The organism is Nocardioides sp. QY071, assembly GCF_029961765.1.
Taxonomy (GTDB): domain Bacteria; phylum Actinomycetota; class Actinomycetes; order Propionibacteriales; family Nocardioidaceae; genus Nocardioides.
Genome location: NZ_CP124681.1, coordinates 5,262,862 through 5,283,101 on the forward strand (window position 1 = coordinate 5,262,862; position 20,240 = coordinate 5,283,101).

Sequence of the window (20,240 nt, forward strand, 5' to 3'; positions counted from 1 at the left end):
GGCCCAAGCCGGACTCCTCGATGCCGCTCCGTCGCGACATCAGCCACGCCCAACGACGGGCCGTGGCCGCTGACGCGCGCCCATCCTCACTCTTGACTGGCGGCGCGAAAGCTAGCCGACGGGCACTTGGTCGGGCGGCAGCGTGACCGGGCGGCCGGCCGCCAGGAGCCCGAGCCGGGCGACGGTGGCGTCGGCCTCGGTGCCGTGCACGGTGACCGACAGATGCCGGGTCCGGCCGGTCACTCGATCGGTGTCCGCAGGGACGCGGACCTCCCAGGTCCCGGGGCGGCGTTCGCGTTGGGCGCCCTCACCGTGAGGTCGGTGGTCATCTGGCCGCGGTGCGCCCGCATCGGCGGCGGGCTCAAGCCCGCCCGGAGATCAACGGTAGTGGGATCCGTGGTGGGATGACGGGACGAGGTGATCGGTCCCGTTGCAGGCCACCCCCGCGGTGACCTGCGCAAACTCTTGCGCGCCTGTAGGGATTCGAACCCCAAACCTTCTGATCCGTAGTCAGATGCTCTATCCGTTGAGCTACAGGCGCTCGTCGCTGTGCGACCGCACGAGAATAGCCGAGGCGACGCGCAGATGCCGAATCACGGACGCCACCGGCACCGGACGGGCGTGTGGAACCATGACGCCATGACCTCCTACGAGCCCGCGGACCGGGCCATCTTCGAGGAGGAGGCGATCGGTCTCTACGAGGCGGTGCTGGCCGAGGGCGGGCTGGCGGCGGACGATCTGCGGCTGGTCGACGGGTCCGCCGTACGACGAGCGTTCGACCTGTTGGTCGAGCTGGGCCTGCTGCAGCTGGACGCCTCGCGGCAGACCTGGCGGCCGGTGGAGCCGAGCAACGCGCAGTCGCGCGTGGTGACGCCACTGGGGAACGAGGGGGCGCGGCTGCTCGAGGAGTCGGCGCGGTGGGCCTCGGCGTTCGCGCACCTGGCCCAGAGCTGGCGTCGTTCGCCGGCCGCGAGCGAGTCGGGGCCGTTCCTCTACCTGCACGGGGAGGCGATCAATCCGTACCTCGCGACCCTGGTGAGCGAGGCGCAGGAGGAGCTGCTGACCGCGCAGCCTCAGGCGACGCGCAGCGCCAAGTCGGTCTCGGAGGCGATGATCCGCGACGTGGAGGCGCTCAAGCGTGGCTTGGCGATGCGGACGCTGTACCAGCACAGCGCGCGGCGGCATCCCGCGACGCACAAGTACGTCGCCACGGTGACCGAGCAGGGCGCCGAGGTCCGCACCCTCGACGAGTTCTTCAACCGGATGATCGTGGTCGACCGCCGGGTCGCGCTGATCCCGGCGGCCGACAGCCTGGCGACCGCAGTCGTCGTACGCGAACCGGCGATCGTGGCGTACCTCGTCGACGTCTTCGAGCGCGCGTTCGCGCGCGGACGCCCGTTCGCCAGCGCGGGGCAGAGCGTCACGAAGGAGATCGCGTCCGAGCAGCGCTCGATGACGATCCGGATGCTCATCGAGGGCCACGCCGACGCGGTCAGTGCGAAGCGGCTCGGCGTCAGCCCGCGCACGTACGCCGGCTACGTCGCCGAGCTCAAGGAGGAGTACGACGCCGAGACGCGCTTCCAGCTCGGCTACACCATGGGGACGCTGGGCATCGCCGGTCAGGACGACGAGGGAACGTCGTCCTGACGCTGCGCCAGGTGCGCGGACCCGTCAGCGGTGGGCGTGGGGGACGACCCGCCAGGTCCAGCCGGTGTCGGCCTCCGCGGACGCGGGAAGAGAGACGATGCCGGCCGTGGTGATCAGCGCGGCGAGGACGAAAGCGGTCTTGCGAGCGAGCTTCTTCATGAGCATTCCCCTCACTGGTGGGCGGCCGAGCCCCGTCCCTCCGGATCTACCCGAACCGCTGGCGCCTACCCCCATGAGGACGCCCCCAAACATCTTCACGCATCGGGCCTGAATAAGCGAGACCCCCGGCAGGTCTGCCGGGGGTCTCGTCGTGCGGCGGAGGCGGAGGGATTTGAACCCTCGATGGGCGATAAACCCAAACCGCATTAGCAGTGCGGCGCCATAGACCGGACTAGGCGACGCCTCCTCCACTGCGCCGGTCAGGGACCGGCCAGCGTGCTCAGGCTACTAGGACCGCGCGCGCCTGTCCCAATCGGGCCCGACCCGTGGGTGGTCAGCCGGCGGCGCGCTTGAGGTGGGCCCGTACGTCGCGCGCGAAGTCGTCCTTGTCGCCGGCCACGAGCTGCACGGGGATGGTCGTGCTGCGCCCGTCGCGCAGCCGCAGCACGAGGCAGTCGATGCCCGAGGGAGCGGCGGCGACGGCGTCCTCGACCTCGGTCCAGCGGGCCTCGGTGGCGCCGGCCGCCCGGATCATCCGGACCTGGTACCCCGCCTCGGTCAGCCGTACGACGACCAGCCGGGCCCGCAGCCACCAGCCCAGCCCGATCAGCCCGAGCAGGCCCAGCCCGAGCACCAGCACCAGCAGGTCGGCGTTGAGCTCGGCGGCGACCACGACCACCGTGACGACGAGGAGCAGTACGGCGAGCAGGACCAGGTAGGCGCCGACGAAACGCGCCATCACCGGTGGGGCGAGGCGGTAGTCGGTGACCGGGGTGGGCTGCGCACTGCTCATGGACCGCATTGTCCCGGCCCGGCCGCGGACCGGCCAAAGCGGCGACGACGCCCCCACTAGACTCGACCTGGTGTCCGGCCGGCGCGTGCGTCGTACCGGGCCCAGGAGGGATGCCGGAGTGGCCGATCGGAACCGCCTTGAAAGCGGTCGTAGGGAGACCTACCGCGGGTTCGAATCCCGCTCCCTCTGCTGACGCGAAGCGCTCACAGCATCGGCGCGAACCGCCCCGGCTCGGGACGTACGGCCGCTGCCTGCTCCGCCACCCGGCTGCCGCGACCGCGGTTGCCGGTCAGGGCGAGGTCGAGGCGGATCAGGAACCAGCCCAGCACCAGCCCGACGGCCAGCCCGTAGACGACCGACAGCCCGGCCTCGGTGACCGAGACGGCCGGGTTGGCGAGGGCGGTGGCGGTGGGCGAGGTGGCGGCGACGCCGAAGGCGCACACCCACCAGCCCTGCCGGCGCCGGGCCCGCATGTGGCAGCCGTAGGCGAGGGCGGGTACGCCGAGCACGGTCGCGATCGGGCGCGGGAACGCGCCGAGGTGGTCACGGCTCCAGGCCACCCAGCCGAGCAGCTCGTCGACCAGGCCGGTCGAGCCGTACCGGCGCAGCATCTCGGCGTACAGCAGGGTCACGGCGAGCACGACGACCCCGATCGCGACGATGACCAGCCCACGCCGGCCGAGGCCGTGGAAGCCCGCGCCGAGGCGGTGGACCAGCACGATCGCGCCGAGGAAGGCGAGCCCGAGCCCGACGTACTCGAAGCGCTCCTTCTGGATCGCCGGCTCGAAGCCGACCGTGGCCATCGCGCCGATCCCGGCGACGACCAGTCCGACCACGCACTCGCGGGCGGCGGTGGCGATCCCTGCCGCGGGCACCGTGATCATCACGCCGAGCACCGCGGCGACGGCGGAGGTGCCGACCGCGGCGCCGGTGAGCAGCAGGTCCTGGTCGGTGAGCACCGCGACCAGCCCGCAGGCCAGCGCGAGCGGGGCGAAGACGAACGGGCGGCCACCGGTCCGGGCGGCCAGCCCCCAGGTGAAGGCGGTCGCGACCGTGATCGCCCCGGCCGTGCCGAGCCAGTCGGGCCCGACCGGCACCATCGCGCAGACCAGGGCGGCGGTGCTGGCCGCGACCACGACGAACCAGATCGTCAGCGGCCAGCGCGACGCCCCGAACTCACCGATGCGCTGCTCGAGCGGGACACGGGAGGGAGCGCGGGACACGGAGGAGCAGCCTACATTCGCCTGTTGAGCAGGGACGGATTGACGCGACGGGCCTCTTCCAGCACCGTGCGCTCGATCACGGCGCGGACCACCTCCGGCTGCTCGGGCGAGCCGGGGCCGGCCTCGTCCAGCACGTCGCCGTAGGGGTCGACGACGAGCGAGTGGCCGCAGTAGCGGCCGGCGGGCTGGCCGACGGCGGCGACGTACGCCGTGTTCTCGATGGCGCGAGCCCTCACCAGGGTGCGCCAGTGGTCGACCTTGCGCGGCCCGGCGACCCAGGCCGCGGGGAGCACGATCAGCTCGGCGCCGCGGTCGACCAGGGCTCGGGCGAGCTCGGGGAAGCGGAGGTCGTAGCAGGTCATCAGCCCGACCCTCCAGCCGTGCAGGTCGACCACGACCGGCTCGAGCGGGCCGGCGCTGAGCCGGTCGGACTCGCGGTAGCCGAAGGAGTCGTAGAGATGCACCTTGCGGTACGACGCCGTCGCCTCGCCGCGCACCAGCAGGGTGTTCCACGGCCGCTCGGGGTCGGGGCCCTGCTCGAACATCCCGGCGACGAGCGTGGTGTCGTGCGCGGCGGCGGCCTCGGCGAGGGCGGTGCCGAACGGGCCGTCGACGGGCTCGGCGTACGCGCTGACGTCGGAGCCGGCCTCGCCGAAGTCGCGGGCGAAGGCCTCGGGGAAGACCACGAGGTCGGCGTCACCGGCGTGTTGGGCGGCCAGCGTCGTCAGCGCCGCGCGGTTGGCGGCGGGGTCGAGCGCCGACGCGGCCTGCACCAGCGCGAGGCGGAGCGAGGGGGCTGTGGGGCTGCTCACGGTGCCAGCCTAGGTGGGTGCTTGAGAGGATCGGGAGGTGGTGATCGAGCTGGGACTGGCCGGATTCGCGGCGATCGTGCTGGCCGGCGGGCAGGGCTCGCGGCTCGGCGGCGTCGACAAGGCCTCGATCGAGGTGGACGGGCGCCCGCTGCTGGAGCACGCGCTCGACGCCGTCATCGACGCCAGCGAGGTCGTCGTGGTCGGGCACCAGGTGCCGACCGACCGGCCGGTGACCTTCGTGCGCGAGGAGCCGCGGTACGGCGGCCCTGCGGCGGGCCTGCTGACGGGGCGCGACGTGCTGCTGCGCTCGTTCCCGACGATCGCGGTGCTCGCGGTCGACATGCCCCGGCTCGCGCCCGGCACCTTCCGCCGCCTCCAGGAGGCCGCGGTGGGCCACGAGGGGGCCGTGCTGGCCGACGCTGACGGTCGCCGGCAGCTGGCGTTCGTGGTGGAGACGGCCCGGCTGGACGCCGTACGCCCGGACCACGAGGGGCAGCACGGCATGTCGATCCGGGCGCTGCTCGAGCCGCTCGACCTGGTCGAGGTCGCGCCGCTGGGCGACGAGGCGCGCGACATCGACACCTGGAGCGACCTGCGCGACATCGCCGGCGACGGCTGACCCCGCTGATCTGGACTGGTCCCGGAGTGTCCGGAAAACCTTGCACCCGCGGGGTCCTCGGGTGATTCTGGACAGGTGAACCTCCACGACTGGATCGATGAGTTGTGCGACGCCCTCGACATCGAGGCCGAGGCCGACGAGGGCCTGCTGGTCGACCTCGCCGGGATCGCGGTCGAGAACGTCCACCCGGCCGCGGGACTGGTGACCGCCTTCCTGCTGGGGTTCTCCGCGGGTGAAAAGGGCGCCGACCCCGACGCCGTGGAGCGGCTCGCCGCCCGGGCGCAGGCGCTGGCCGAGTCGTGGGACCGGCCCGCCGGTGCGGCCGACGACGAGGACGAGGACGTCGACTTCGAGGAGCTGGCCGACGCCGACTACTCCGACGAGGACTCGCTGGTCTGACCCGCCGCACCCCATTCGAATTGGTTGTCAAACCGCCGAATTCGGAACCAGAACGTAGGGGGTGCCGGGCACCAGACAGACTGGACCCATGCGTGCCGTCACCCAGTCCGCCCCGGGCGGGCCCGAGACCCTCGTCGTCACCGAGCTGCCCGACCCGGTCCCCGGGCCCGGCGAGGTGCTCCTCGACGTGGCCGCGACCGCGGTCAACCGGGCCGACCTGCTGCAGCGACAGGGCTTCTACCCGCCGCCGCCCGGCGCTTCCGGCGTGATCGGCCTGGAGTGCAGCGGCACGGTCGCGGCGCTCGGCTCGGGGGTCACCGGCTGGGCGGTCGGCGACCAGGTGTGCGCGCTGCTGGCCGGCGGTGGCTACGCGAGCCGGGTCGTCGTACCGGCCGGACAGCTGATGCCGGTCCCCGACGGAGTCGACCTGGTCACCGCCGCGGCACTTCCCGAGGTGGCGTGCACGGTGTGGTCGAACGTGTTCATGATCGCCGGCCTGCGGCCCGGGGACACCTTCCTCGTGCACGGCGGGGGCGGCGGGATCGGCACCTTCGCGATCCAGCTCGCCGCCGCGTCCGGCGCGCGGGTGTTCACCACCGCGGGCAGCGCGGAGAAGCTCGAGCGGTGCCGCGAGCTCGGCGCCGAGGTGGCGATCAACTACCGCGACGAGGACTTCGTCGAGGTCGTGCGTACGGCGACCGACGGGTCCGGAGCGGACGTCGTCCTCGACAACATGGGCGCGAAGTACCTCGCCCGCAACGTCGACGTGCTCGCCGACGAGGGCCGCCTCGTCGTCATCGGCATGCAGGGCGGCACCAAGGCCGAGCTGGACCTCGGCCGGCTGCTGTCGAAGCGCGGCGCGGTGATCGCGACCGCGCTCCGGTCCCGTCCGGCCGAGGGGAAGGCCCGGATCTGCGCGTCGGTCGTCGAGCACGTGTGGCCGCTCGTGGCCGACGGGACGATCCAGCCGATCGTCTCCGCCGTGCTCCCCCTCGACGACGTCGCGCAGGCGCACCGGATGATCGAGTCCGGCGACGCCGTCGGCAAGGTCCTGCTCACCCCCTGACCAGACCTCCGGTTCGGGCGATCAGTCGCTCCTCCTGTCGTCGAGGCACAGGATGTTGTCCTCGCTGTCCTTGAACCACGCGGCGTGGCCCATGTCGCCCATGGAGGCGACGTCGCCGTCCCAGGTGATGCCGGGCATGTCGTACTGCTCGAACGTGACACCACGGCTCTTGAGCTCCTCGACCACGGGACGCACGTCGGCGACGTGCAGCTGGGCGATGGTGTGCCCCGCCTGGCCGGCGTACTGCGTCTCGTAGAGGAAGAAGTCCGTCCCGCCGGTGCGGTAGATCAGCCCGCCCGGGTTCTCCTCGACCGGTTCGAGGCCGAGGATGTCGGCGTAGTACTTCCTGGCGCGCCCGATGTCGCCCGCGGGGATGTTCGCGGTGACCTGGCAGTTCTCCAACAGCATCGGACGGCTCCCGTCAGGCACTCTGGAAGTGCGGATTGTGGAGGTCGTGGAAGGTCGCGCCCTGCATCGCGTACTCCAGCTCCCGGCGTACGTCGGCCGGCGGCTCGATCCGCTCGCCCTCACGGGCCGCGTCCTCGGTGGTGAACGCGACGGTCTCGACGAAGGAGCCGTCGGGCTCGATGGCGAGGGTGCCGCCGAGGATCTCCGGGCGCATCTCGTGCAGCGTCTCGGTGTCGGCCATCATCGCCTTGAGCCGGCTCGGGTCGTCGACCTTGCCGGTGATGATCTGCACGAAGCCGGCCTCGTCGGAGCCGCCGTCCATGAAGAGAGTGACGTCGTCGCAGTCGTGGAACTCGGCGGGACCGTCCATGAGGGCCATGAACCGCTCGGCCCAGGCGCCCTGCTCGGCCCGGGCGGAGTTGGCCATCGCCTCGTCACGGGACGCGAAGCGCACGACGGCCATCAGCTGGTCGTCATCGGTGTAGCCATAGGTGCCGCCCAGCCAGCCGGTCGCACCGGGAGCCAGGTCCCGCCGCCACTCGTCGAGCATCGCGTCGGCCTCGGCCTGCCGGGTGCAGGCGGCCTGGATCATCTGGATGAACATGTGCTGCTCCTCGGTCGTCGGATCGGACGTGGATGTCCACAGGGATCGGTCGAGGCCGCACACACCGGGCCCCGGCCGGGCCCATCGGCAACGTACGCCGGCGCGGTGTCCGTGACATCGCCCAAGAGGGGGATGAGGGGATCCTCTAAGTTGGGGTCATGAGCGAGAACGCCTCCGGGAGCGAAGAGCAGATCGTCGTCATCGGTCCGGACGGGCAGCCGATCGGCACCGTCCCGGCGTCCGCCGTCGAGCAGGCCGGCGCCACCGCCGCCGACGACGGCGAGGGCGACGACGGTGAGCGCGCGCTGACCGACCTGGTCGAGCAGCCCGCGAAGGTGATGCGGATCGGCAGCATGATCCGCCAGCTCCTCGAGGAGGTGAAGGCGGCTCCGCTCGACGAGGCCAGCCGCAGCCGTCTCGCGGCGATCCACCGCTCCTCGATCGCCGAGCTCGAGCAGGGTCTGGCCCCCGAGCTCGTCGAGGAGCTCGAGCGGCTCTCGCTGCCGTTCTCCGAGGACGCCACGCCGTCGGAGTCGGAGCTGCGGATCGCCCAGGCCCAGCTGGTCGGCTGGCTCGAGGGCCTCTTCCACGGCATCCAGACCGCGATCTACGCCCAGCAGATGGCGGCCCGCGCGCAGTTCGAGCAGATCCGGCGAGCGCTGCCGCCCGGCATGAGCCTCGGCGGTCCGGGGGGTCCGGGCGGTCCGGGCGCCCACCCGGCCGAGCAGCCGGCTCCCGACCAGCCCGGTGGCGGCGAGCAGTCCTCGTCGGGCGGGATGTATCTCTAGCCGCGGGGGCGGCGGCCCAGCCGGGAGACCAGCAGCAGCCCGAGCAGGCCGATCAGGCTGATCGCGCCGCCGGAGGCGAGCACCCGGCTGATCTGGGGCGGGTCGCCCAGCGGGTCGGACGGCTGGTGGAAGCTGACCGGCTCCGGCTCCGGCTCGGGCACCGGTGGCGGCTCGACGACGGCGAGGTACTTCTTCAGCATCCCCGCGACCTTCGGGGTCAAGCCCTTGGGCAACAGCACCGTGCCCCCGCAGGCGTCGGCGACGATCCCGTCGACGGTGTCCTTGGTGAAGAAGAGGTACGACGCCCCCTGGCTCACGCCGGGCTGCGCGCCCACCGGCCAGTCGATGGTGACGGCGGCCTGCTGGCCCTTGGCGACGTCGCCCAGCCAGGCGTGCTCGACGGTGACGCCGTAGCCGACGCGACCCGAGCCGGTCACCGGCGCGGCCGCGTCGACCCGGCCGACGAAGACGTCGTCGGCCGCGGCGGCGCGCTGGTCGACGACCGCCTCGTCGGTGATGTCGATGGGGGCGCAGTCGGCCGGGAGCCCGCCGTACGCCTCCGCGGCGTCCGCGACGGCGGCACCCGGCAGCGCGACGAGCGCCACCGGCACCGCGAGCAGGGCAGCGCGGAGCAGTCGGGGGGACCTCACAGGTCCATCCCACCAGATCCGGCGGCGGGGAACCAGCGGCCGATCTCGACGGCGGCACCGTCCTCGTCGACGGTGTCGGTGACCGCGTCGGCGATCTGCTTCACCTCGTCGATGGCCTGGCCCATGGCCACGCCGCGGCCGGCCCACTGCAACATCTCGATGTCGTTGCGGCCGTCGCCGATGGCGAGCACGTAGGCCCGGTCGATGCCGAGCTGCTGGGCGACGTACTCCAGGCCGGAGGCCTTGGACACGCCGACCGGGGCGAGGTCGAGCCAGGCGGTCCAACCGACGACGTAGTCGGTGCCGTGGAGGCCCAGGTTGGCGGCGAGGGCGACGAAGTCCTCGGCGGTCGCCTTCGGGTCGCGGATGATCACGCGACTGACCGGCTGGGCGACCATGTCGTCGACGTCGGCGATGATCGTCGTACCGCCGAGCTCGCCGTCGGGGAACGGTCCGGACACGCGGTAGCCGACCCCGCGCTCCTCGACCGCGACCAGGGCCTCGGGGTGCTGGGCCAGGACGGCGGCGACGGCGGGGCGAGCGTCGAAGGTGACCTCGTGGACGACCTCGGCGGGCGGGTAGCGCAGCACGACGGCGCCGTTGGCGGCGACGATCCAGAGCTGCTCGCCGTGGCCGTGGAGGTCGAGCTTGTCGGCCACGACCGTCATGTTGTGGGGCGCCCGGCCCGAGGACAGCACGACGTGGGCGCCGGAGTCGAGGACCCGCTGGACGGCGTCGTGCACCGCGGGCGTGACCTCCTCGTGGCTCATGCCGAGCCCCGCCACCCACTTGAGCAGGGTGCCGTCGATGTCGAGGGCGACGAGGCGGGGCTGCCAGTCGCTCATCGGTTCACGGGCTCCAGCACCTCGAGGCCGCCCATGAACGGCTGCAGCGCCTTCGGGACCCGGACCGACCCGTCGGCCTGCTGGTGGGTCTCGAGCACGGCGACGATCGCGCGGGTGATCGCGGTCAGCGTGCCGTTGAGGGTGGCGATTGGCCCGGTCCTGTCGCCGAACCGGCCGCGGGTGTCGAGGCGGCGGGTCTGGAAGTCGGTGCAGTTGGAAGTCGAGGTGAGCTCGCGGTACTTGCCCTGGGTGGGGATCCACGCCTCGCAGTCGAACTTGCGGATCGCGCTGCCGCCGAGGTCGCCGGCCGCGATGTCGACGACCTGGTAGGCGAGCTCGAGCTTGTCGAGGAACTCCTTCTCCCAGGCGAGCAGGCGCTGGTGCTCGGCCTCGGCGTCCTCCAGCGTCGTGTAGACGAACATCTCGACCTTGTCGAACCAGTGGACCCGGATGATCCCCTTGGTGTCCTTGCCGTGCGAGCCGGCCTCCTTGCGGAAGCACGGGCTGAAGCTGGCGTAGCGGCGCGGCAGGCTGTCGGCGTCGAGGATCTCCTTGGAGTGGTAGGCCGCCATGGGCACCTCCGAGGTACCGACCAGGTAGAGGTCCTCGCCCTCGATCCGGTAGATGTCCTCGCCGCCGCCCTGGTCGAGGTAGCCGGTGCCCTCCATCGCCTCGGTGCGCACCAGCGACGGCGCGATCACCTGGGTGAACCCGGCGTTGCGGGCCTGCTCCATGGCGAGGTTGACCAGCGCCAGCTCGAGCTGGGCACCCACGCCGGTGAGGAAGTAGAAGCGGCTGCCGCTGACCTTGGCACCGCGCTCGAGGTCGATCGCGCCGAGCATCCGCCCGAGCTCGATGTGGTCGCGCGGCTCGAAGCCCTCCTTCGCGAAGTCCCGCGGCGTGCCCACGGTCTCGAGGACGACGAAGTCGTCCTCGCCGCCGGTCGGGGTCTGGTCCGCGACGACGTTGGGGATCGCCTTGAGGGCGGTGGTCCACGCCTCGTCGGCGTCGGTCTGCGCCGCCTCCAGGTCCTTGACCTCGGCCGCCAGCTGCTTGACCTGCGCGAGCAGCGCCTGCTTCTCCTCGCCCTGCGCCTGCGCGACCTGCTTGCCGAACGTCTTCTGGGCGGCGCGCTTCTCCTCGAAGGCGGAGATGGCGGCGCGTCGTACGTGGTCGGCCTGCAGGGCTGCATCGACCACGTCGGGAGACGCCCCGCGCTTGGCCTGCGAGGCACGGACGCGGTCGGGCTCGTCGCGGAGGAGGCGCGGGTCGATCATGCGGCTCAGGTTATCCGCCGCCCTCGACACACCGCGCATCGGTTTCGCTGGCTCCTCGATCCCCCGAATCGTTCGATCGAACGGTTCGGGGGAGTTTCGTGGCAGAAATCCCCTCGAACCGTTCGATCGAACGATTTGAGGGGCCGGAGATCAGTACAGCGCGATGGGTTCCGGCGCCGGGAAGAGCTCGTCCAGCTCGGCGAGGTCCTCGGCGGTGGGCACCCACCGGTCGGCCTGCGCATTGGCGGCGACCTGCTCGGGCGAGGTGGCGCCGGCGATGACCGATGCGACGGGCGACTGGGCGAGCAGCCATCCGATGGCGACGGTGACCTCCGAGATGCCGCGCTCGCGGGCGAAGTCCGAGTAGGCCTTGAGGGTCGGGGAGACCGCGTCCTCGAGCAGGTGCTGGCGGGTGTGCGAGAGACGGGAGCCCTCGGGGGCGTTGCCGGAGGCGTACTTGCCGGTGAGCAGGCCGTTGGCGAGTGGGAAGTACGGCAGCACACCGATGTCGAACGCGCGGGAGGCGGGCAGCACCTCGAGCTCGGCGCGGCGATCGGTGAGGTTGTAGTGGTTCTGGGCGGAGACGAACCGCTCGACACCGAGCTCGCGGGCGACGTACTCGGCCTGGGCGATCTGCCAGCCGGCCCGGTTGGAGTGGCCGAGATAGCGGACCTTCCCGGAGCGCACCAGGTCGTCGAGGGCGGACATCGTCTCCTCGATCGGGGTCCGCGGGTCGGGCGTGTGGAACTGGAAGAGGTCGATCCAGTCCGTGCCGAGCCGGCGCAGCGACGCCTCGACGGCGGTCCGGATGTAGCGGCGCGAGCCCCGGACGCCGAAGTCGGGGCCGTTGGCGCCGCGCATGTCCATGCCGAACTTGGTGGCCACGATCACGTCGGCCCGCCGCGCGCCGAGCGCCTTGCCGAGCCGCTCCTCGGACAGTCCCGGCGTGGCGCCGTACACGTCGGCGACGTCGAAGAAGGTGATCCCCGCGTCCAGCGCGGCGCCGATCACGCGGTCGGTGCCCTCCTGGGACTCCGTGGCGGCGCCGGGGCGGCCGAGGTTGTTGCAGCCGAGGCCGACGCGGGAGACGACGAGGCCCGAGCGGCCGAGGGTCACGGAAGAGGGGGCGGTCATGCCTCGACGTTATCCTCCACCAGTGCTCGACCGACCCCGCCGGACCCCGCTGCTGGCCTCGCTGATCCTGCTCGCCCTGTTCGCGGGGGTGGCCGGAGCCGTCGCCGCCGACTGGTCCTGGGTGGTCGATCTCGACAGCCACGGCGAGGCCGCCCGCAACTGGGCCGGCGACCAGGGCTGGCTGGAGCACCCCCTGCGGATCGTCGAGATCGTCTTCGGCACCGCCTGCATGACCGCGATCACCGCGGTGCTGGCCGTCACCCTGTTCGTCAAGGGGCACCGGCGCGCCGGGATCCTGGTCGCGGCGGTGATGGCGGCGACCGCGCTGGCGACGTACGGCACCAAGGTGCTCGTCGGCCGCGGCCGGCCCGTCTGGCAGGACCCCGAGTACTTCCTGCACTCCAACGCCTTCCCGTCGGGCCACACCTCCTCGGCCGCCACCTTCGCCGGCCTGGTCGTGCTGCTCGCCGTGATGCTCGTCCGACGACCCGGCATCCGCCGCCTGCTCTCGATCCTCGCGGTCCTGGTGTGGGCGCTGGTCGCCGCGGACCGGATCCTGCTCGGGCGGCACTACCCGAGCGACGTGGTCGGCGGCACGCTGCTCGGGATCGGGGTGCTGCTCCTCGGGGTGGCGCTCTACAACCCGCTCCCCCGCAGCCACGCGCTCAAGGCCGAGCCGCTGCCCCAGCCGTTCCCGTCGGCGCGCAAGCTGGCCGTCGTCCTCAACCCGATCAAGGTCGAGTCGGTCGAGCAGTTCCAGACCCTGGTGACCCAGATGGCGTTGGAGTCCGGCTGGAACGAGCCGCGCTGGTACCTCACCACCGTCGAGGACTCCGGCACCGGACAGGCCGAGCAGGCCGCCGTCGAGGGCGCCGACCTGGTCATCGTCTGCGGTGGCGACGGCACGGTGCGTGAGGTGTGCGCCGAGCTCGCCGGCACCGGCGTCCCGGTGGGCGTGGTCCCGGCCGGCACCGGCAACCTGCTGGCCCGCAACCTGGAGATCCCGCTCTTCATCCGCGCCGCCATCGACATCGCGCTCACCGGCCAGGACCGGGCCATCGACATGGTCGAGGTCGACGGCGACGGCCTCGAGCCCACCCATTTCATGGTGATGGCCGGCATGGGCTTCGACGCCGCGATCATGGAGGGCGTCAACGAGGACCTCAAGAAGAAGGTCGGCTGGCTCGCCTACGTCCTCTCCGCGCTCAAGGGCCTGATGTTCCCGGCGATGAGGCTGGAGATCTCGGTCGACGACATGCCGTTCACCAAGCACCGCGCCCGCACCTGCGTGATCGGCAACGTCGGCAGCCTGCAGGGCGGGATGAACCTGATCCCCGACGCCGCCATCGACGACGGCCAGCTCGACGTGGTGCTGCTCTACCCGCGCCGCTTCCTGAGCTGGATCCCCCTGGTGCTGCGCGTCGTGACCCGGCGCGAGCACAACGCCGGAGAGTCGGTCGCGCGGATGACCGGACGCAAGGTCGTCGTACGAGCGTCGGGAGAGGTGCCGCGCCAGCTCGACGGCGACACCATCGGCCTGGGCTCTGAGCTGCGGATGGAGTGCATCCACGGCCGGGTGCTGGTGCGGGTGCCGCGGACCGTGTGAACCGCGCCCCCTACGAATTGGTCCGAGATCGCGCCGATCTGCGACCAATTCGTAGGGGGCGCGGTCAACTCCGGGCCAGCCGCGCGTGGGCGACGGCCTCGGCCTCCTCGGGCGACAGCTCCTGGTCGCTGCTCCAGCCGGCGACCGACTTGGCGTAGGTGCGGGCCTCGTTGCGGCCCCGGATCGAGGTGAGCACGACCCCGTCGCCGGCGTCGTCGAGCAGCGCGAGCGACCACGACAGCCGCCCGCCCATCTCGTCGAAGGCGTCGTAGCGGACGACGGCCAGGTGGCGCAGTGCGCCGACCGCCTCGGCCCGCAGCGCGGCGACCTCGCGGCGCAGCCCGGCGGCATCGGCGGGGAGGTCGTCGGCGTCCGTCGTACGACGATCGCGACCGTTGCGGAGCGCCACGCCGAGGGCGGCGGCGGCCACGAGAAGGGCGAGGAGCGCGAGGACGACGGCCATGAGGGCGACCGTAGTCGGCGAGACGGGGCAGGGAGCGGCCACGCGCCGCCACTACCCTTGCCGCATGGCCCGTATCGCGTACCAGGGGGAACCCGGCGCCAACTCGCACATCGTGTGCAAGCAGCACTACCCGGACGCCGAAGCGGTCGCCTGCGCTTCCTTCGAGGACGTCTTCGCGGCCGTGGCCAGCGGTGACTGCGACCTCGCGCTGATCCCGATCGACAACTCGATCGCGGGCCGGGTCGCCGACATCCACCACTTCCTGCCCGACTCGGGGCTGCACATCATCGCCGAGCACTTCCTGCGCATCCAGTTCCACCTGATGGTGGTGCCGGGCGCGTCCACCGACACGCTGCGGACCGTGCACAGCCACGTCCACGCGCTGGGCCAGTGCCGCAAGGTGATCCGCGAGCTCGGGCTGACCCCGATCATCTCCGGCGACACCGCCGGCGCCGCCCGCGAGATCGCCGAGGCCGGCGACCCGACCCAGGCCGCGATCGCGCCGCCGCTCGCCGCGGAGATCTACGGCCTGGAGATCCTGCGCAAGGACGTCGAGGACGAGGACCACAACACGACCCGCTTCGTGCTGCTCTCCCCCGAGTACGTCATGGCGCCGCAGGGGAACGGCCCGGTCGTCACCAGCTTCGTCTTCAACGTCCGCAACCTGCCCTCGGCGCTCTACAAGGCGCTCGGCGGGTTCGCGACCAACGGCATCAACATGACCAAGCTGGAGAGCTATATGGTCGGCGGCCACTTCGCCGCCACGCAGTTCCTCGCCGAGGTCGACGGGCACCCCGACGACCCGGGCCTCAAGCGGGCGCTGGAGGAGCTGACCTTCTTCACCACCGACATCAAGGTGCTCGGGGTCTACCCGGCCGACCCGTTCCGCAGCTGAGCCGACCAGGCCCCGCGCGCGGTCGGATGTCCGGGATAACGCGAGTGTCCCGGACACGTTGTGACAGGTGTCTCCCGCACCGGCGTCGGGCGCACTAGGGTCGGCGGTGACAGTCGGGGAGAGAGAAGGTGAGCCCGGCGCGCTGCGTCGGGCACAGCGAAAGGGTCAGCATGGCAACGTTCTTCGAGCACTTCTCGCCTCAGGAGATCGCGCGGATCAGCGCGACCGGACGGCGGGTGAAGCTCCCTGAGGGCTGGTCGCCGATCTGGGAGGACACCCCGGCCGACAAGGCCTACGTCATCCTCGACGGCACCGTCTCGGTCCGCCGCGACGGCGCCGAGATCGCCCAGCTCGGCGCCGGCGACATCGTCGGCGAGGCCGCGATCGTCGGCCACAAGCTGCGCAACGCCACCATCGTGGCGCTCACGCCGCTCGACACCATCCACCTCACCGACGACACCCTGCGCGAGCTCGACGCCGAGTGGCCCGCGTTCCACCAGGCGCTCGTCGAGGTCGCCCAGTCGCGTCTCGGCGACGCCTGACCGAGCGCCGATGAGCACGGCCGAGGGCCCCGCCGGCACTGACGGCGGGGTCGTCGGCGCGCTCGAGGAGCACCTCCTCGGCGAGGCGCCCTGGCTCACCCAGGAGCAGGTGGCCGAGCGGGCCGGCGTACCGCTGGAGACGGCCAACGAGCTGTGGCACCTGCTGGGCTTCGCCCACGTGCCCGACGACGAGGCGGCGTTCACGTCCGCCGACGTCCGGGCGCTGCAGCTGACCCACGACCTGATCCGGCTCGGGATCCTCAGCCAGGAGCGGCAGGACGGCCTGGTCCGCACCTGGGGCCGCAGCTTCGCCCGGCTCGCCGACTGGCAGGTCGCACTGCTGGCCTCGGTCGCGGCCGACACCGGCGCCGACCCGACCGCCGGGCTGCTCGCCGTCTCCGACGAGGTGATGCCGCGGGTGGAGGAGCTGCAGAGCTACGTGTGGCGCCGCCACCTGCTCAGCGCGAGCGCCCGCCTGCTGGCCGAGCAGACCTCCGGCCCCACCGCGATGCTCGCCGTGTGCTTCGTCGACATCGTCGGCTACACCTCCCGCTCCCGCACGCTCAGCGACCGCGAGCTGGTGACCTGGCTGGAGTCCTTCGAGTCCACCGTGCTCGGGCTGACCGTCGACCGCGGCGGCCGGATCATCAAGAACATCGGCGACGAGCTGCTCATCGTCGCCGACTCGCCCGAGGCGATGGCCGACATCGCGCTCGAGCTCACCCGCCGTGGCGCCGACCCGGAAGACCCGTTCCCCGCTGTCCGCGCGGGCATCGCGTACGGCGAGGTGGTCACCCGACTCGGCGACGTCTTCGGTCCCGTCGTCAACATCGCCGCCCGGCTCACCTCGGTGGCCCGGCCCAGCTCGGTGCTGGTCGACCTCGGCGCCTACGAGGCGCTCACCGGGCGTGAGGACGACGAGTCCGACGAGCACACCGGCACCTACCGCTTCCGGCGGCTGCGGCGGGTCTCGGTGAAGGGCTACTCGCGACTCAAGGTCTGGGCGCTGCAGGCCCGCTAGCGGATCGTCACCTGGCGGTTGGCGAGGCCGTTGCGGGCCGATCGCTGCTCGGTGGTGAGGTCGCTGGTGTCGGCGAGGGCCGCGTCGAGCTTGACCTTGAACGCCGTGGCGGCCTCCTCGAGCGGCTCCGGGCCGGTGCCGACGGGCAGGTCCCAGACCGGGGCGAGCAGGCCGTGCGCGCGGAACATGCCGACGAAGCGGGCGTCCGGGACGATCACGTCGTCGCCGGACACGTGCAGCCGGGCGAGGGCGTCGAGGAGGGCGTCCTCGGGCTCGGGCATCACCCAGCGCAGGTGCTCCTTGGCGCCCATCCGGGTCCAGTACGCCGCGCTCACGCCGGTCAGCCGCGCGGTCGGGGCCGCCGCACCCTGGGCCTGCTCCAGCGCCTGGGCCAGCTCGGAGCTGGCGTCCATGTCGGAGACCCAGTAGTCGAAGCCCTCGTGCACCTCGACGGCGAGGTCGTCGCCGGTGACGAGGTCCTGCAGCCGCGGGCCGGGTCCCGGAGGCGCGGTCAGGCCGACCATGCCGGCGCCGGGCTCGGCGGCCAGGGCCTCGATGAGAACGGCGCCGAGGTCGCGGGCCGGGTCGCCGAAGTTGTGCTGGACCTGCAGGCCGAGCCACACCTCGCCGCTGTCGCGGACCAGCGCGGGCGCCGCCATCGGCAGCAGCGTGCAGAGCTTGACCACGCGGTCCGCGTACTCGCCCTGCAGGCTCAGCGGCACGGTCGCGGCGGGCACCAGCTCACGCAGCGCGACGATGTCGCACTCCGACGGCAGACCCTCGAACGGGCGCTTGACGAAGACCTGGCCACCGCCGGGCGCGCCGTGGCACGCCTTGTAGCGCTTGCCGGAGCCGCAGGGGCAGGGCTGCCGGGGGCCGACCTCGCCCGCAGGGGTCTCGGCAGCGGTCTTGGTGCGGTTCTTCTTCGCCATGCGCGGAAACCTACTCGGCAGGGCCGAACCGCTGCTCCAGCAGGTCGAGCATCAGCCGCGGCCGGTCGCTGATCACGGCCTTCACGCCGAGGCCGAGGCAGCGGTCGAGGTCCTTCTCCTTGTTGACCGTCCACACGTGGATGTCGCGTCCCGACCGGGCGATCGACTCGCCGACCCGGGGGTGGTCGCGCAGCATCTTGATGCCGGGGCCGACGATCCAGTCGCGGCCGATCACCCGGCGCAGCATCGGCCAGTAGTTCGGCTTGTCGAGCAGCTGGACCAGCTGGATCTCCGGCGCCAGCCGCTCGACGCGCTGCAGCGCGGTGAACGAGAAGCTCATCACCCGGACCGGAGCACCGGCCTGGTCCCAGCCGAAGTCGCGCAGCATGTCGACCAGGCGCTTCTCGACCAGGCCGCCGTACCTCGTCGGGTGCTTGGTCTCGATCGCCACCTCGACCCGGCGGTCGTAGTCGGCGACGGTCTCGAGCAGCTTGCGCAGGGTGAGCACGCCGCGCAGGTCCTGGTCCTCGTCGGGCGCCTCGTCGTCGAGATCGGCCCACGGGTTCTTCCAGGCCGCGAAGTCGAGCTCGGAGAGGTCCGCGAGGTCCATCGTCGACACGATGCCCTTGGTGGCGGCGGTACGACGCAGGTCGCGGTCGTGCACGCAGACGAGGTGCCCGTCCGCGGTGAGCCGGACATCGCACTCGAGTCCGCCGGCGCCGGTGTCGAGGGCCTCGAGGTAGGCGCCCAGGGTGTGCTCGGCGAGCTCGTGACTGGCGCCGCGGTGGGCGACCACCTGGGGTCGTACGGTGGGCACGGGTCGATTGTGGCAGGTCCGCCGACCCAGGGGTCTCAGGGTCGGATCCGGGTCGGACCGGGGTCGTTCCCCGATGTGTCGCGGCGGGCGACGAGGCACCGTTGAGGCATGAGCAACTACGACACCTACTCCAGCCCCCAGAACCCCGTCACGCCCCGGCGGCTGACCCGCCGCGAGCACGACAAGATGATCGCGGGCGTCTGCTCCGGGCTCGCCGCGCACCTCAACGTCGACGTGACCGTCGTCCGGCTGCTGATGGTCGCCGTGACCGTCTTCACCGGCGGCGCCGCGCTCCTCGTGTACCTCGCCGGCTGGTGGCTGATGCCGCGCGGCTGACACCCTGTGCGGGTGACCGACCTCGTCTCCCGGCTCCGTGCGGCGGGCTGCGTGTTCGCCGAGGAGGAGGCCGAGGTGCTGACCTCGTCGGCGACCTCGCCGGCGCACCTCAAGGAGATGCTCGCCCGCCGCGTCGCCGGCGACCCCCTCGAGCACGTCGTCGGCTGGGTCGGCTTCGACGGTGGCCGGGTGGCGGTGGAGCCGGGCGTGTTCGTCCCGCGCCAGCGCACGGCGTACCTCGTCGAGCTGGCGGCGCCGCTGCTGAGACCCGGCGACACCGTGCTCGACCTGTGCTGCGGAAGCGGAGCCCTCGGGCTCGCGCTGGCGCGCCGGGTCCCCGGCATCAGCGTGCGCGCGTCCGACATCGACCCCGTGGCAGTCGCATGCGCGGCCCGCAACCTGGCGCCGGTCGGCGGGTCCGCCGTCGCCGGCGACCTGACGGCCGCGCTGCCGCCGTCCCTGGAACGGAGTGCGGCGGTGATCGTCGCGAACGTCCCCTACGTGCCGAGCGCCGCCGTGGCCCTGATGCCGCCCGAGTCCCGCGACCACGAGCCGCGAGGCACCGTCGACGGCGGCGCCGACGGCCTCGACCTGCTCCGCCGGGTCGCCGCCCTCGCGCCCACCTGGCTACGACCGGGCGGGGTGCTGTTCTGCGAGGTCTCTCAGGACCAGGCCGCCGCCGCGACCGTCGCGTTCACCGCCGCGAGCCTGGTCGCCGAGGTCCACCACGACGACGACCGCGAGACGACCGCCGTCAGCGGGCGGTGGCCCGGCGCTGCAGGATCGCGTCGAGGCTGAACCGGCCCGCACCGGTCGCCGCGATCGCCAGCACCACAGCCCCGATCACCATCACCAGCTCCCCGCCGCCCTCGGCCACGAAGATGCCGGTCCCGCGGTGGCCGTAGTACCAGGCGCCGGCCATGTTGAGGGCGACCAGCAGCGCGGCCACCGGGGTGAGGAGGCCGATGATGAGCAGTGCGCCGCCGCCGAGCTCGGCGAACGCGGCGAACGTCGCCGCCGCCCGCGCGCCCGGCACTCCCATCACCTCGAAGCTCGCGGCGGTGCCGTCGAGCGTGTACTCGTCGAGCTTCTGCCAGCCGTGGGCGACCAGGACGACGCCCACGAGGACGCGCGCCACGAGGAGCGCCAGGTGCTGGCCGGTCGCAGGGAGGGGACGGAGGAGACGGTTCATGACACACCTTTC

The 20,240-nt window shown here is 72.3% G+C and carries 26 protein-coding genes and 3 tRNA genes; 12 read left to right on the forward strand and 17 right to left on the reverse strand.

Going from position 1 to position 20,240, the window contains the following annotated elements; translation table 11 throughout:
• Nucleotides 1-111: 111 nt before the first annotated feature.
• Nucleotides 112-243 (reverse strand): hypothetical protein, encoded by a 132-nt coding sequence (locus tag QI633_RS25255; protein ID WP_282427490.1) that lies wholly within the window; start codon nucleotides 241-243, stop codon nucleotides 112-114.
• 225 nt (nucleotides 244-468) lie between these two features.
• Nucleotides 469-541: transfer RNA gene (locus QI633_RS25260), tRNA-Arg, on the reverse strand.
• Nucleotides 542-639: 98 nt separating this feature from the next.
• Here QI633_RS25260 and QI633_RS25265 point away from each other — a divergent pair.
• Entirely contained in the window at nucleotides 640-1,647 is a 1,008-nt protein-coding gene (locus tag QI633_RS25265) for a LuxR family transcriptional regulator (protein ID WP_141796848.1), read from the forward strand.
• Between the two features lie 24 nt (nucleotides 1,648-1,671).
• Here QI633_RS25265 and QI633_RS25270 read toward each other — a convergent pair whose 3' ends face one another.
• The 3 genes from QI633_RS25270 to QI633_RS25280 form a co-directional block, all read right to left on the reverse strand.
• Nucleotides 1,672-1,806 (reverse strand): hypothetical protein, encoded by a 135-nt coding sequence (locus QI633_RS25270; protein WP_260805717.1) that lies wholly within the window; start codon nucleotides 1,804-1,806, stop codon nucleotides 1,672-1,674.
• Nucleotides 1,807-1,963: 157 nt separating this feature from the next.
• A tRNA-Ser gene (locus QI633_RS25275) sits at nucleotides 1,964-2,053 on the reverse strand.
• 87 nt (nucleotides 2,054-2,140) lie between these two features.
• Nucleotides 2,141-2,599, reverse strand: a complete 459-nt coding sequence (locus tag QI633_RS25280) for a hypothetical protein (protein WP_141796847.1) — start codon at nucleotides 2,597-2,599, stop codon at nucleotides 2,141-2,143.
• 104 nt (nucleotides 2,600-2,703) lie between these two features.
• Between QI633_RS25280 and QI633_RS25285 the strand changes: the two genes are divergently transcribed.
• Nucleotides 2,704-2,788: transfer RNA gene (locus QI633_RS25285), tRNA-Ser, on the forward strand.
• A 14-nt stretch (nucleotides 2,789-2,802) separates the two neighbouring features.
• Here the strand turns inward: QI633_RS25285 and QI633_RS25290 are convergent.
• Both QI633_RS25290 and QI633_RS25295 read right to left on the reverse strand, forming a co-directional pair.
• Nucleotides 2,803-3,822 (reverse strand): hypothetical protein, encoded by a 1,020-nt coding sequence (locus QI633_RS25290; protein ID WP_282427491.1) that lies wholly within the window; start codon nucleotides 3,820-3,822, stop codon nucleotides 2,803-2,805.
• 11 nt (nucleotides 3,823-3,833) lie between these two features.
• Nucleotides 3,834-4,634, reverse strand: a complete 801-nt coding sequence (locus tag QI633_RS25295) for a carbon-nitrogen hydrolase family protein (RefSeq protein WP_282427492.1) — start codon at nucleotides 4,632-4,634, stop codon at nucleotides 3,834-3,836.
• A gap of 37 nt (nucleotides 4,635-4,671) precedes the next feature.
• Between QI633_RS25295 and QI633_RS25300 the strand changes: the two genes are divergently transcribed.
• The 3 genes from QI633_RS25300 (at nucleotide 4,672) to QI633_RS25310 (ending at nucleotide 6,718) form a co-directional block, all read left to right on the forward strand.
• On the forward strand, nucleotides 4,672-5,253 hold the full coding sequence (locus QI633_RS25300) for a molybdenum cofactor guanylyltransferase (protein ID WP_260805716.1): 582 nt from the start codon (nucleotides 4,672-4,674) through the stop codon (nucleotides 5,251-5,253).
• A 75-nt stretch (nucleotides 5,254-5,328) separates the two neighbouring features.
• Nucleotides 5,329-5,652, forward strand: a complete 324-nt coding sequence (locus tag QI633_RS25305; RefSeq protein WP_141796844.1) for a DUF6457 domain-containing protein — start codon at nucleotides 5,329-5,331, stop codon at nucleotides 5,650-5,652.
• An 88-nt stretch (nucleotides 5,653-5,740) separates the two neighbouring features.
• Nucleotides 5,741-6,718 (forward strand): NAD(P)H-quinone oxidoreductase, encoded by a 978-nt coding sequence (locus QI633_RS25310; RefSeq protein WP_141796843.1) that lies wholly within the window; start codon nucleotides 5,741-5,743, stop codon nucleotides 6,716-6,718.
• A gap of 21 nt (nucleotides 6,719-6,739) precedes the next feature.
• Here the strand turns inward: QI633_RS25310 and QI633_RS25315 are convergent, their stop codons facing one another.
• Together QI633_RS25315 and QI633_RS25320 are read right to left on the reverse strand one after the other, a co-directional pair.
• Nucleotides 6,740-7,126, reverse strand: a complete 387-nt coding sequence (locus QI633_RS25315) for a VOC family protein (protein WP_222117710.1) — start codon at nucleotides 7,124-7,126, stop codon at nucleotides 6,740-6,742.
• A 13-nt stretch (nucleotides 7,127-7,139) separates the two neighbouring features.
• On the reverse strand, nucleotides 7,140-7,730 hold the full coding sequence (locus tag QI633_RS25320) for a hypothetical protein (RefSeq protein WP_141796842.1): 591 nt from the start codon (nucleotides 7,728-7,730) through the stop codon (nucleotides 7,140-7,142).
• Nucleotides 7,731-7,888: 158 nt separating this feature from the next.
• On the opposite strand from QI633_RS25320, the gene QI633_RS25325 reads away from it, so the two are divergent.
• On the forward strand, nucleotides 7,889-8,518 hold the full coding sequence (locus QI633_RS25325) for a bacterial proteasome activator family protein (protein WP_141796841.1): 630 nt from the start codon (nucleotides 7,889-7,891) through the stop codon (nucleotides 8,516-8,518).
• On the opposite strand, the gene QI633_RS25330 is transcribed toward QI633_RS25325, so the two are convergent.
• The 4 genes from QI633_RS25330 to QI633_RS25345 form a co-directional block, all read right to left on the reverse strand.
• The gene (locus tag QI633_RS25330) at nucleotides 8,515-9,168 is read right to left on the reverse strand and encodes a hypothetical protein (RefSeq protein WP_141796840.1); all 654 of its coding nucleotides are present in this window, start codon (nucleotides 9,166-9,168) and stop codon (nucleotides 8,515-8,517) included. The genes QI633_RS25325 and QI633_RS25330 overlap by 4 nt on opposite strands.
• Nucleotides 9,165-10,013, reverse strand: a complete 849-nt coding sequence (locus QI633_RS25335) for an HAD family hydrolase (RefSeq protein WP_282427493.1) — start codon at nucleotides 10,011-10,013, stop codon at nucleotides 9,165-9,167. Before QI633_RS25335 ends, QI633_RS25330 begins: the two co-directional genes overlap by 4 nt.
• A complete protein-coding gene (serS, locus tag QI633_RS25340) occupies nucleotides 10,010-11,290 on the reverse strand; it encodes a serine--tRNA ligase (protein ID WP_141796838.1) in 1,281 nt (426 codons plus the stop codon). Before serS ends, QI633_RS25335 begins: the two co-directional genes overlap by 4 nt.
• 150 nt (nucleotides 11,291-11,440) lie before the next feature.
• Nucleotides 11,441-12,424, reverse strand: a complete 984-nt coding sequence (locus QI633_RS25345) for an aldo/keto reductase (RefSeq protein WP_141796837.1) — start codon at nucleotides 12,422-12,424, stop codon at nucleotides 11,441-11,443.
• A 22-nt stretch (nucleotides 12,425-12,446) separates the two neighbouring features.
• Between QI633_RS25345 and QI633_RS25350 the strand changes: the two genes are divergently transcribed.
• Entirely contained in the window at nucleotides 12,447-14,030 is a 1,584-nt protein-coding gene (locus QI633_RS25350; protein ID WP_282427494.1) for a YegS/Rv2252/BmrU family lipid kinase, read from the forward strand.
• Nucleotides 14,031-14,094: 64 nt separating this feature from the next.
• Here the strand turns inward: QI633_RS25350 and QI633_RS25355 are convergent, their stop codons facing one another.
• Entirely contained in the window at nucleotides 14,095-14,493 is a 399-nt protein-coding gene (locus tag QI633_RS25355) for a DUF4446 family protein (RefSeq protein ID WP_282427495.1), read from the reverse strand.
• A gap of 64 nt (nucleotides 14,494-14,557) precedes the next feature.
• Between QI633_RS25355 and QI633_RS25360 the strand changes: the two genes are divergently transcribed.
• The 3 genes from QI633_RS25360 (at nucleotide 14,558) to QI633_RS25370 (ending at nucleotide 16,951) form a co-directional block, all read left to right on the forward strand.
• Nucleotides 14,558-15,388, forward strand: coding sequence for a prephenate dehydratase (locus tag QI633_RS25360; protein WP_282427496.1), 831 nt, complete (start codon nucleotides 14,558-14,560; stop codon nucleotides 15,386-15,388).
• Between the two features lie 170 nt (nucleotides 15,389-15,558).
• A complete protein-coding gene (locus QI633_RS25365) occupies nucleotides 15,559-15,930 on the forward strand; it encodes a cyclic nucleotide-binding domain-containing protein (RefSeq protein ID WP_141796833.1) in 372 nt (123 codons plus the stop codon).
• Nucleotides 15,931-15,940: 10 nt separating this feature from the next.
• On the forward strand, nucleotides 15,941-16,951 hold the full coding sequence (locus tag QI633_RS25370; protein WP_282427497.1) for an adenylate/guanylate cyclase domain-containing protein: 1,011 nt from the start codon (nucleotides 15,941-15,943) through the stop codon (nucleotides 16,949-16,951).
• On the opposite strand, the gene QI633_RS25375 is transcribed toward QI633_RS25370, so the two are convergent.
• On the reverse strand, nucleotides 16,948-17,883 hold the full coding sequence (locus QI633_RS25375; protein ID WP_282427498.1) for a DUF5926 family protein: 936 nt from the start codon (nucleotides 17,881-17,883) through the stop codon (nucleotides 16,948-16,950). The genes QI633_RS25370 and QI633_RS25375 overlap by 4 nt on opposite strands.
• A 10-nt stretch (nucleotides 17,884-17,893) precedes the next feature.
• On the reverse strand, nucleotides 17,894-18,700 hold the full coding sequence (locus QI633_RS25380; protein ID WP_186348216.1) for a glycerophosphodiester phosphodiesterase family protein: 807 nt from the start codon (nucleotides 18,698-18,700) through the stop codon (nucleotides 17,894-17,896).
• Nucleotides 18,701-18,808: 108 nt separating this feature from the next.
• On the opposite strand from QI633_RS25380, the gene QI633_RS25385 reads away from it, so the two are divergent.
• Both QI633_RS25385 and QI633_RS25390 read left to right on the forward strand, forming a co-directional pair.
• Nucleotides 18,809-19,036, forward strand: a complete 228-nt coding sequence (locus tag QI633_RS25385) for a PspC domain-containing protein (RefSeq protein WP_141796830.1) — start codon at nucleotides 18,809-18,811, stop codon at nucleotides 19,034-19,036.
• 12 nt (nucleotides 19,037-19,048) lie between these two features.
• Entirely contained in the window at nucleotides 19,049-19,834 is a 786-nt protein-coding gene (locus tag QI633_RS25390) for a putative protein N(5)-glutamine methyltransferase (protein WP_282427499.1), read from the forward strand.
• On the opposite strand, the gene QI633_RS25395 is transcribed toward QI633_RS25390, so the two are convergent.
• On the reverse strand, nucleotides 19,791-20,228 hold the full coding sequence (locus QI633_RS25395; RefSeq protein WP_282427500.1) for a DoxX family protein: 438 nt from the start codon (nucleotides 20,226-20,228) through the stop codon (nucleotides 19,791-19,793). The genes QI633_RS25390 and QI633_RS25395 overlap by 44 nt on opposite strands.
• Nucleotides 20,229-20,240: the final 12 nt, after the last annotated feature.

Excerpts from the sequence above, each read along its gene's own strand:
- QI633_RS25265 (WP_141796848.1), top strand. The coding sequence starts at position 640 with ATGACCTCCTACGAGCCCGCGGACCGGGCCATCTTCGAGGAGGAGGCG.
- QI633_RS25270 (WP_260805717.1), bottom strand. The coding sequence starts at position 1,806 with ATGAAGAAGCTCGCTCGCAAGACCGCTTTCGTCCTCGCCGCGCTGATC.
- QI633_RS25280 (WP_141796847.1), bottom strand. The coding sequence starts at position 2,599 with ATGAGCAGTGCGCAGCCCACCCCGGTCACCGACTACCGCCTCGCCCCA.
- QI633_RS25310 (WP_141796843.1), top strand. The coding sequence starts at position 5,741 with ATGCGTGCCGTCACCCAGTCCGCCCCGGGCGGGCCCGAGACCCTCGTC.
- QI633_RS25315 (WP_222117710.1), bottom strand. The coding sequence starts at position 7,126 with ATGCTGTTGGAGAACTGCCAGGTCACCGCGAACATCCCCGCGGGCGAC.
- QI633_RS25320 (WP_141796842.1), bottom strand. The coding sequence starts at position 7,730 with ATGTTCATCCAGATGATCCAGGCCGCCTGCACCCGGCAGGCCGAGGCC.
- QI633_RS25325 (WP_141796841.1), top strand. The coding sequence starts at position 7,889 with ATGAGCGAGAACGCCTCCGGGAGCGAAGAGCAGATCGTCGTCATCGGT.
- QI633_RS25335 (WP_282427493.1), bottom strand. The coding sequence starts at position 10,013 with ATGAGCGACTGGCAGCCCCGCCTCGTCGCCCTCGACATCGACGGCACC.
- serS (WP_141796838.1), bottom strand. The coding sequence starts at position 11,290 with ATGATCGACCCGCGCCTCCTCCGCGACGAGCCCGACCGCGTCCGTGCC.
- QI633_RS25345 (WP_141796837.1), bottom strand. The coding sequence starts at position 12,424 with ATGACCGCCCCCTCTTCCGTGACCCTCGGCCGCTCGGGCCTCGTCGTC.
- QI633_RS25355 (WP_282427495.1), bottom strand. The coding sequence starts at position 14,493 with ATGGCCGTCGTCCTCGCGCTCCTCGCCCTTCTCGTGGCCGCCGCCGCC.
- QI633_RS25360 (WP_282427496.1), top strand. The coding sequence starts at position 14,558 with ATGGCCCGTATCGCGTACCAGGGGGAACCCGGCGCCAACTCGCACATC.
- QI633_RS25365 (WP_141796833.1), top strand. The coding sequence starts at position 15,559 with ATGGCAACGTTCTTCGAGCACTTCTCGCCTCAGGAGATCGCGCGGATC.
- QI633_RS25370 (WP_282427497.1), top strand. The coding sequence starts at position 15,941 with ATGAGCACGGCCGAGGGCCCCGCCGGCACTGACGGCGGGGTCGTCGGC.
- QI633_RS25375 (WP_282427498.1), bottom strand. The coding sequence starts at position 17,883 with ATGGCGAAGAAGAACCGCACCAAGACCGCTGCCGAGACCCCTGCGGGC.
- QI633_RS25385 (WP_141796830.1), top strand. The coding sequence starts at position 18,809 with ATGAGCAACTACGACACCTACTCCAGCCCCCAGAACCCCGTCACGCCC.
- QI633_RS25395 (WP_282427500.1), bottom strand. The coding sequence starts at position 20,228 with ATGAACCGTCTCCTCCGTCCCCTCCCTGCGACCGGCCAGCACCTGGCG.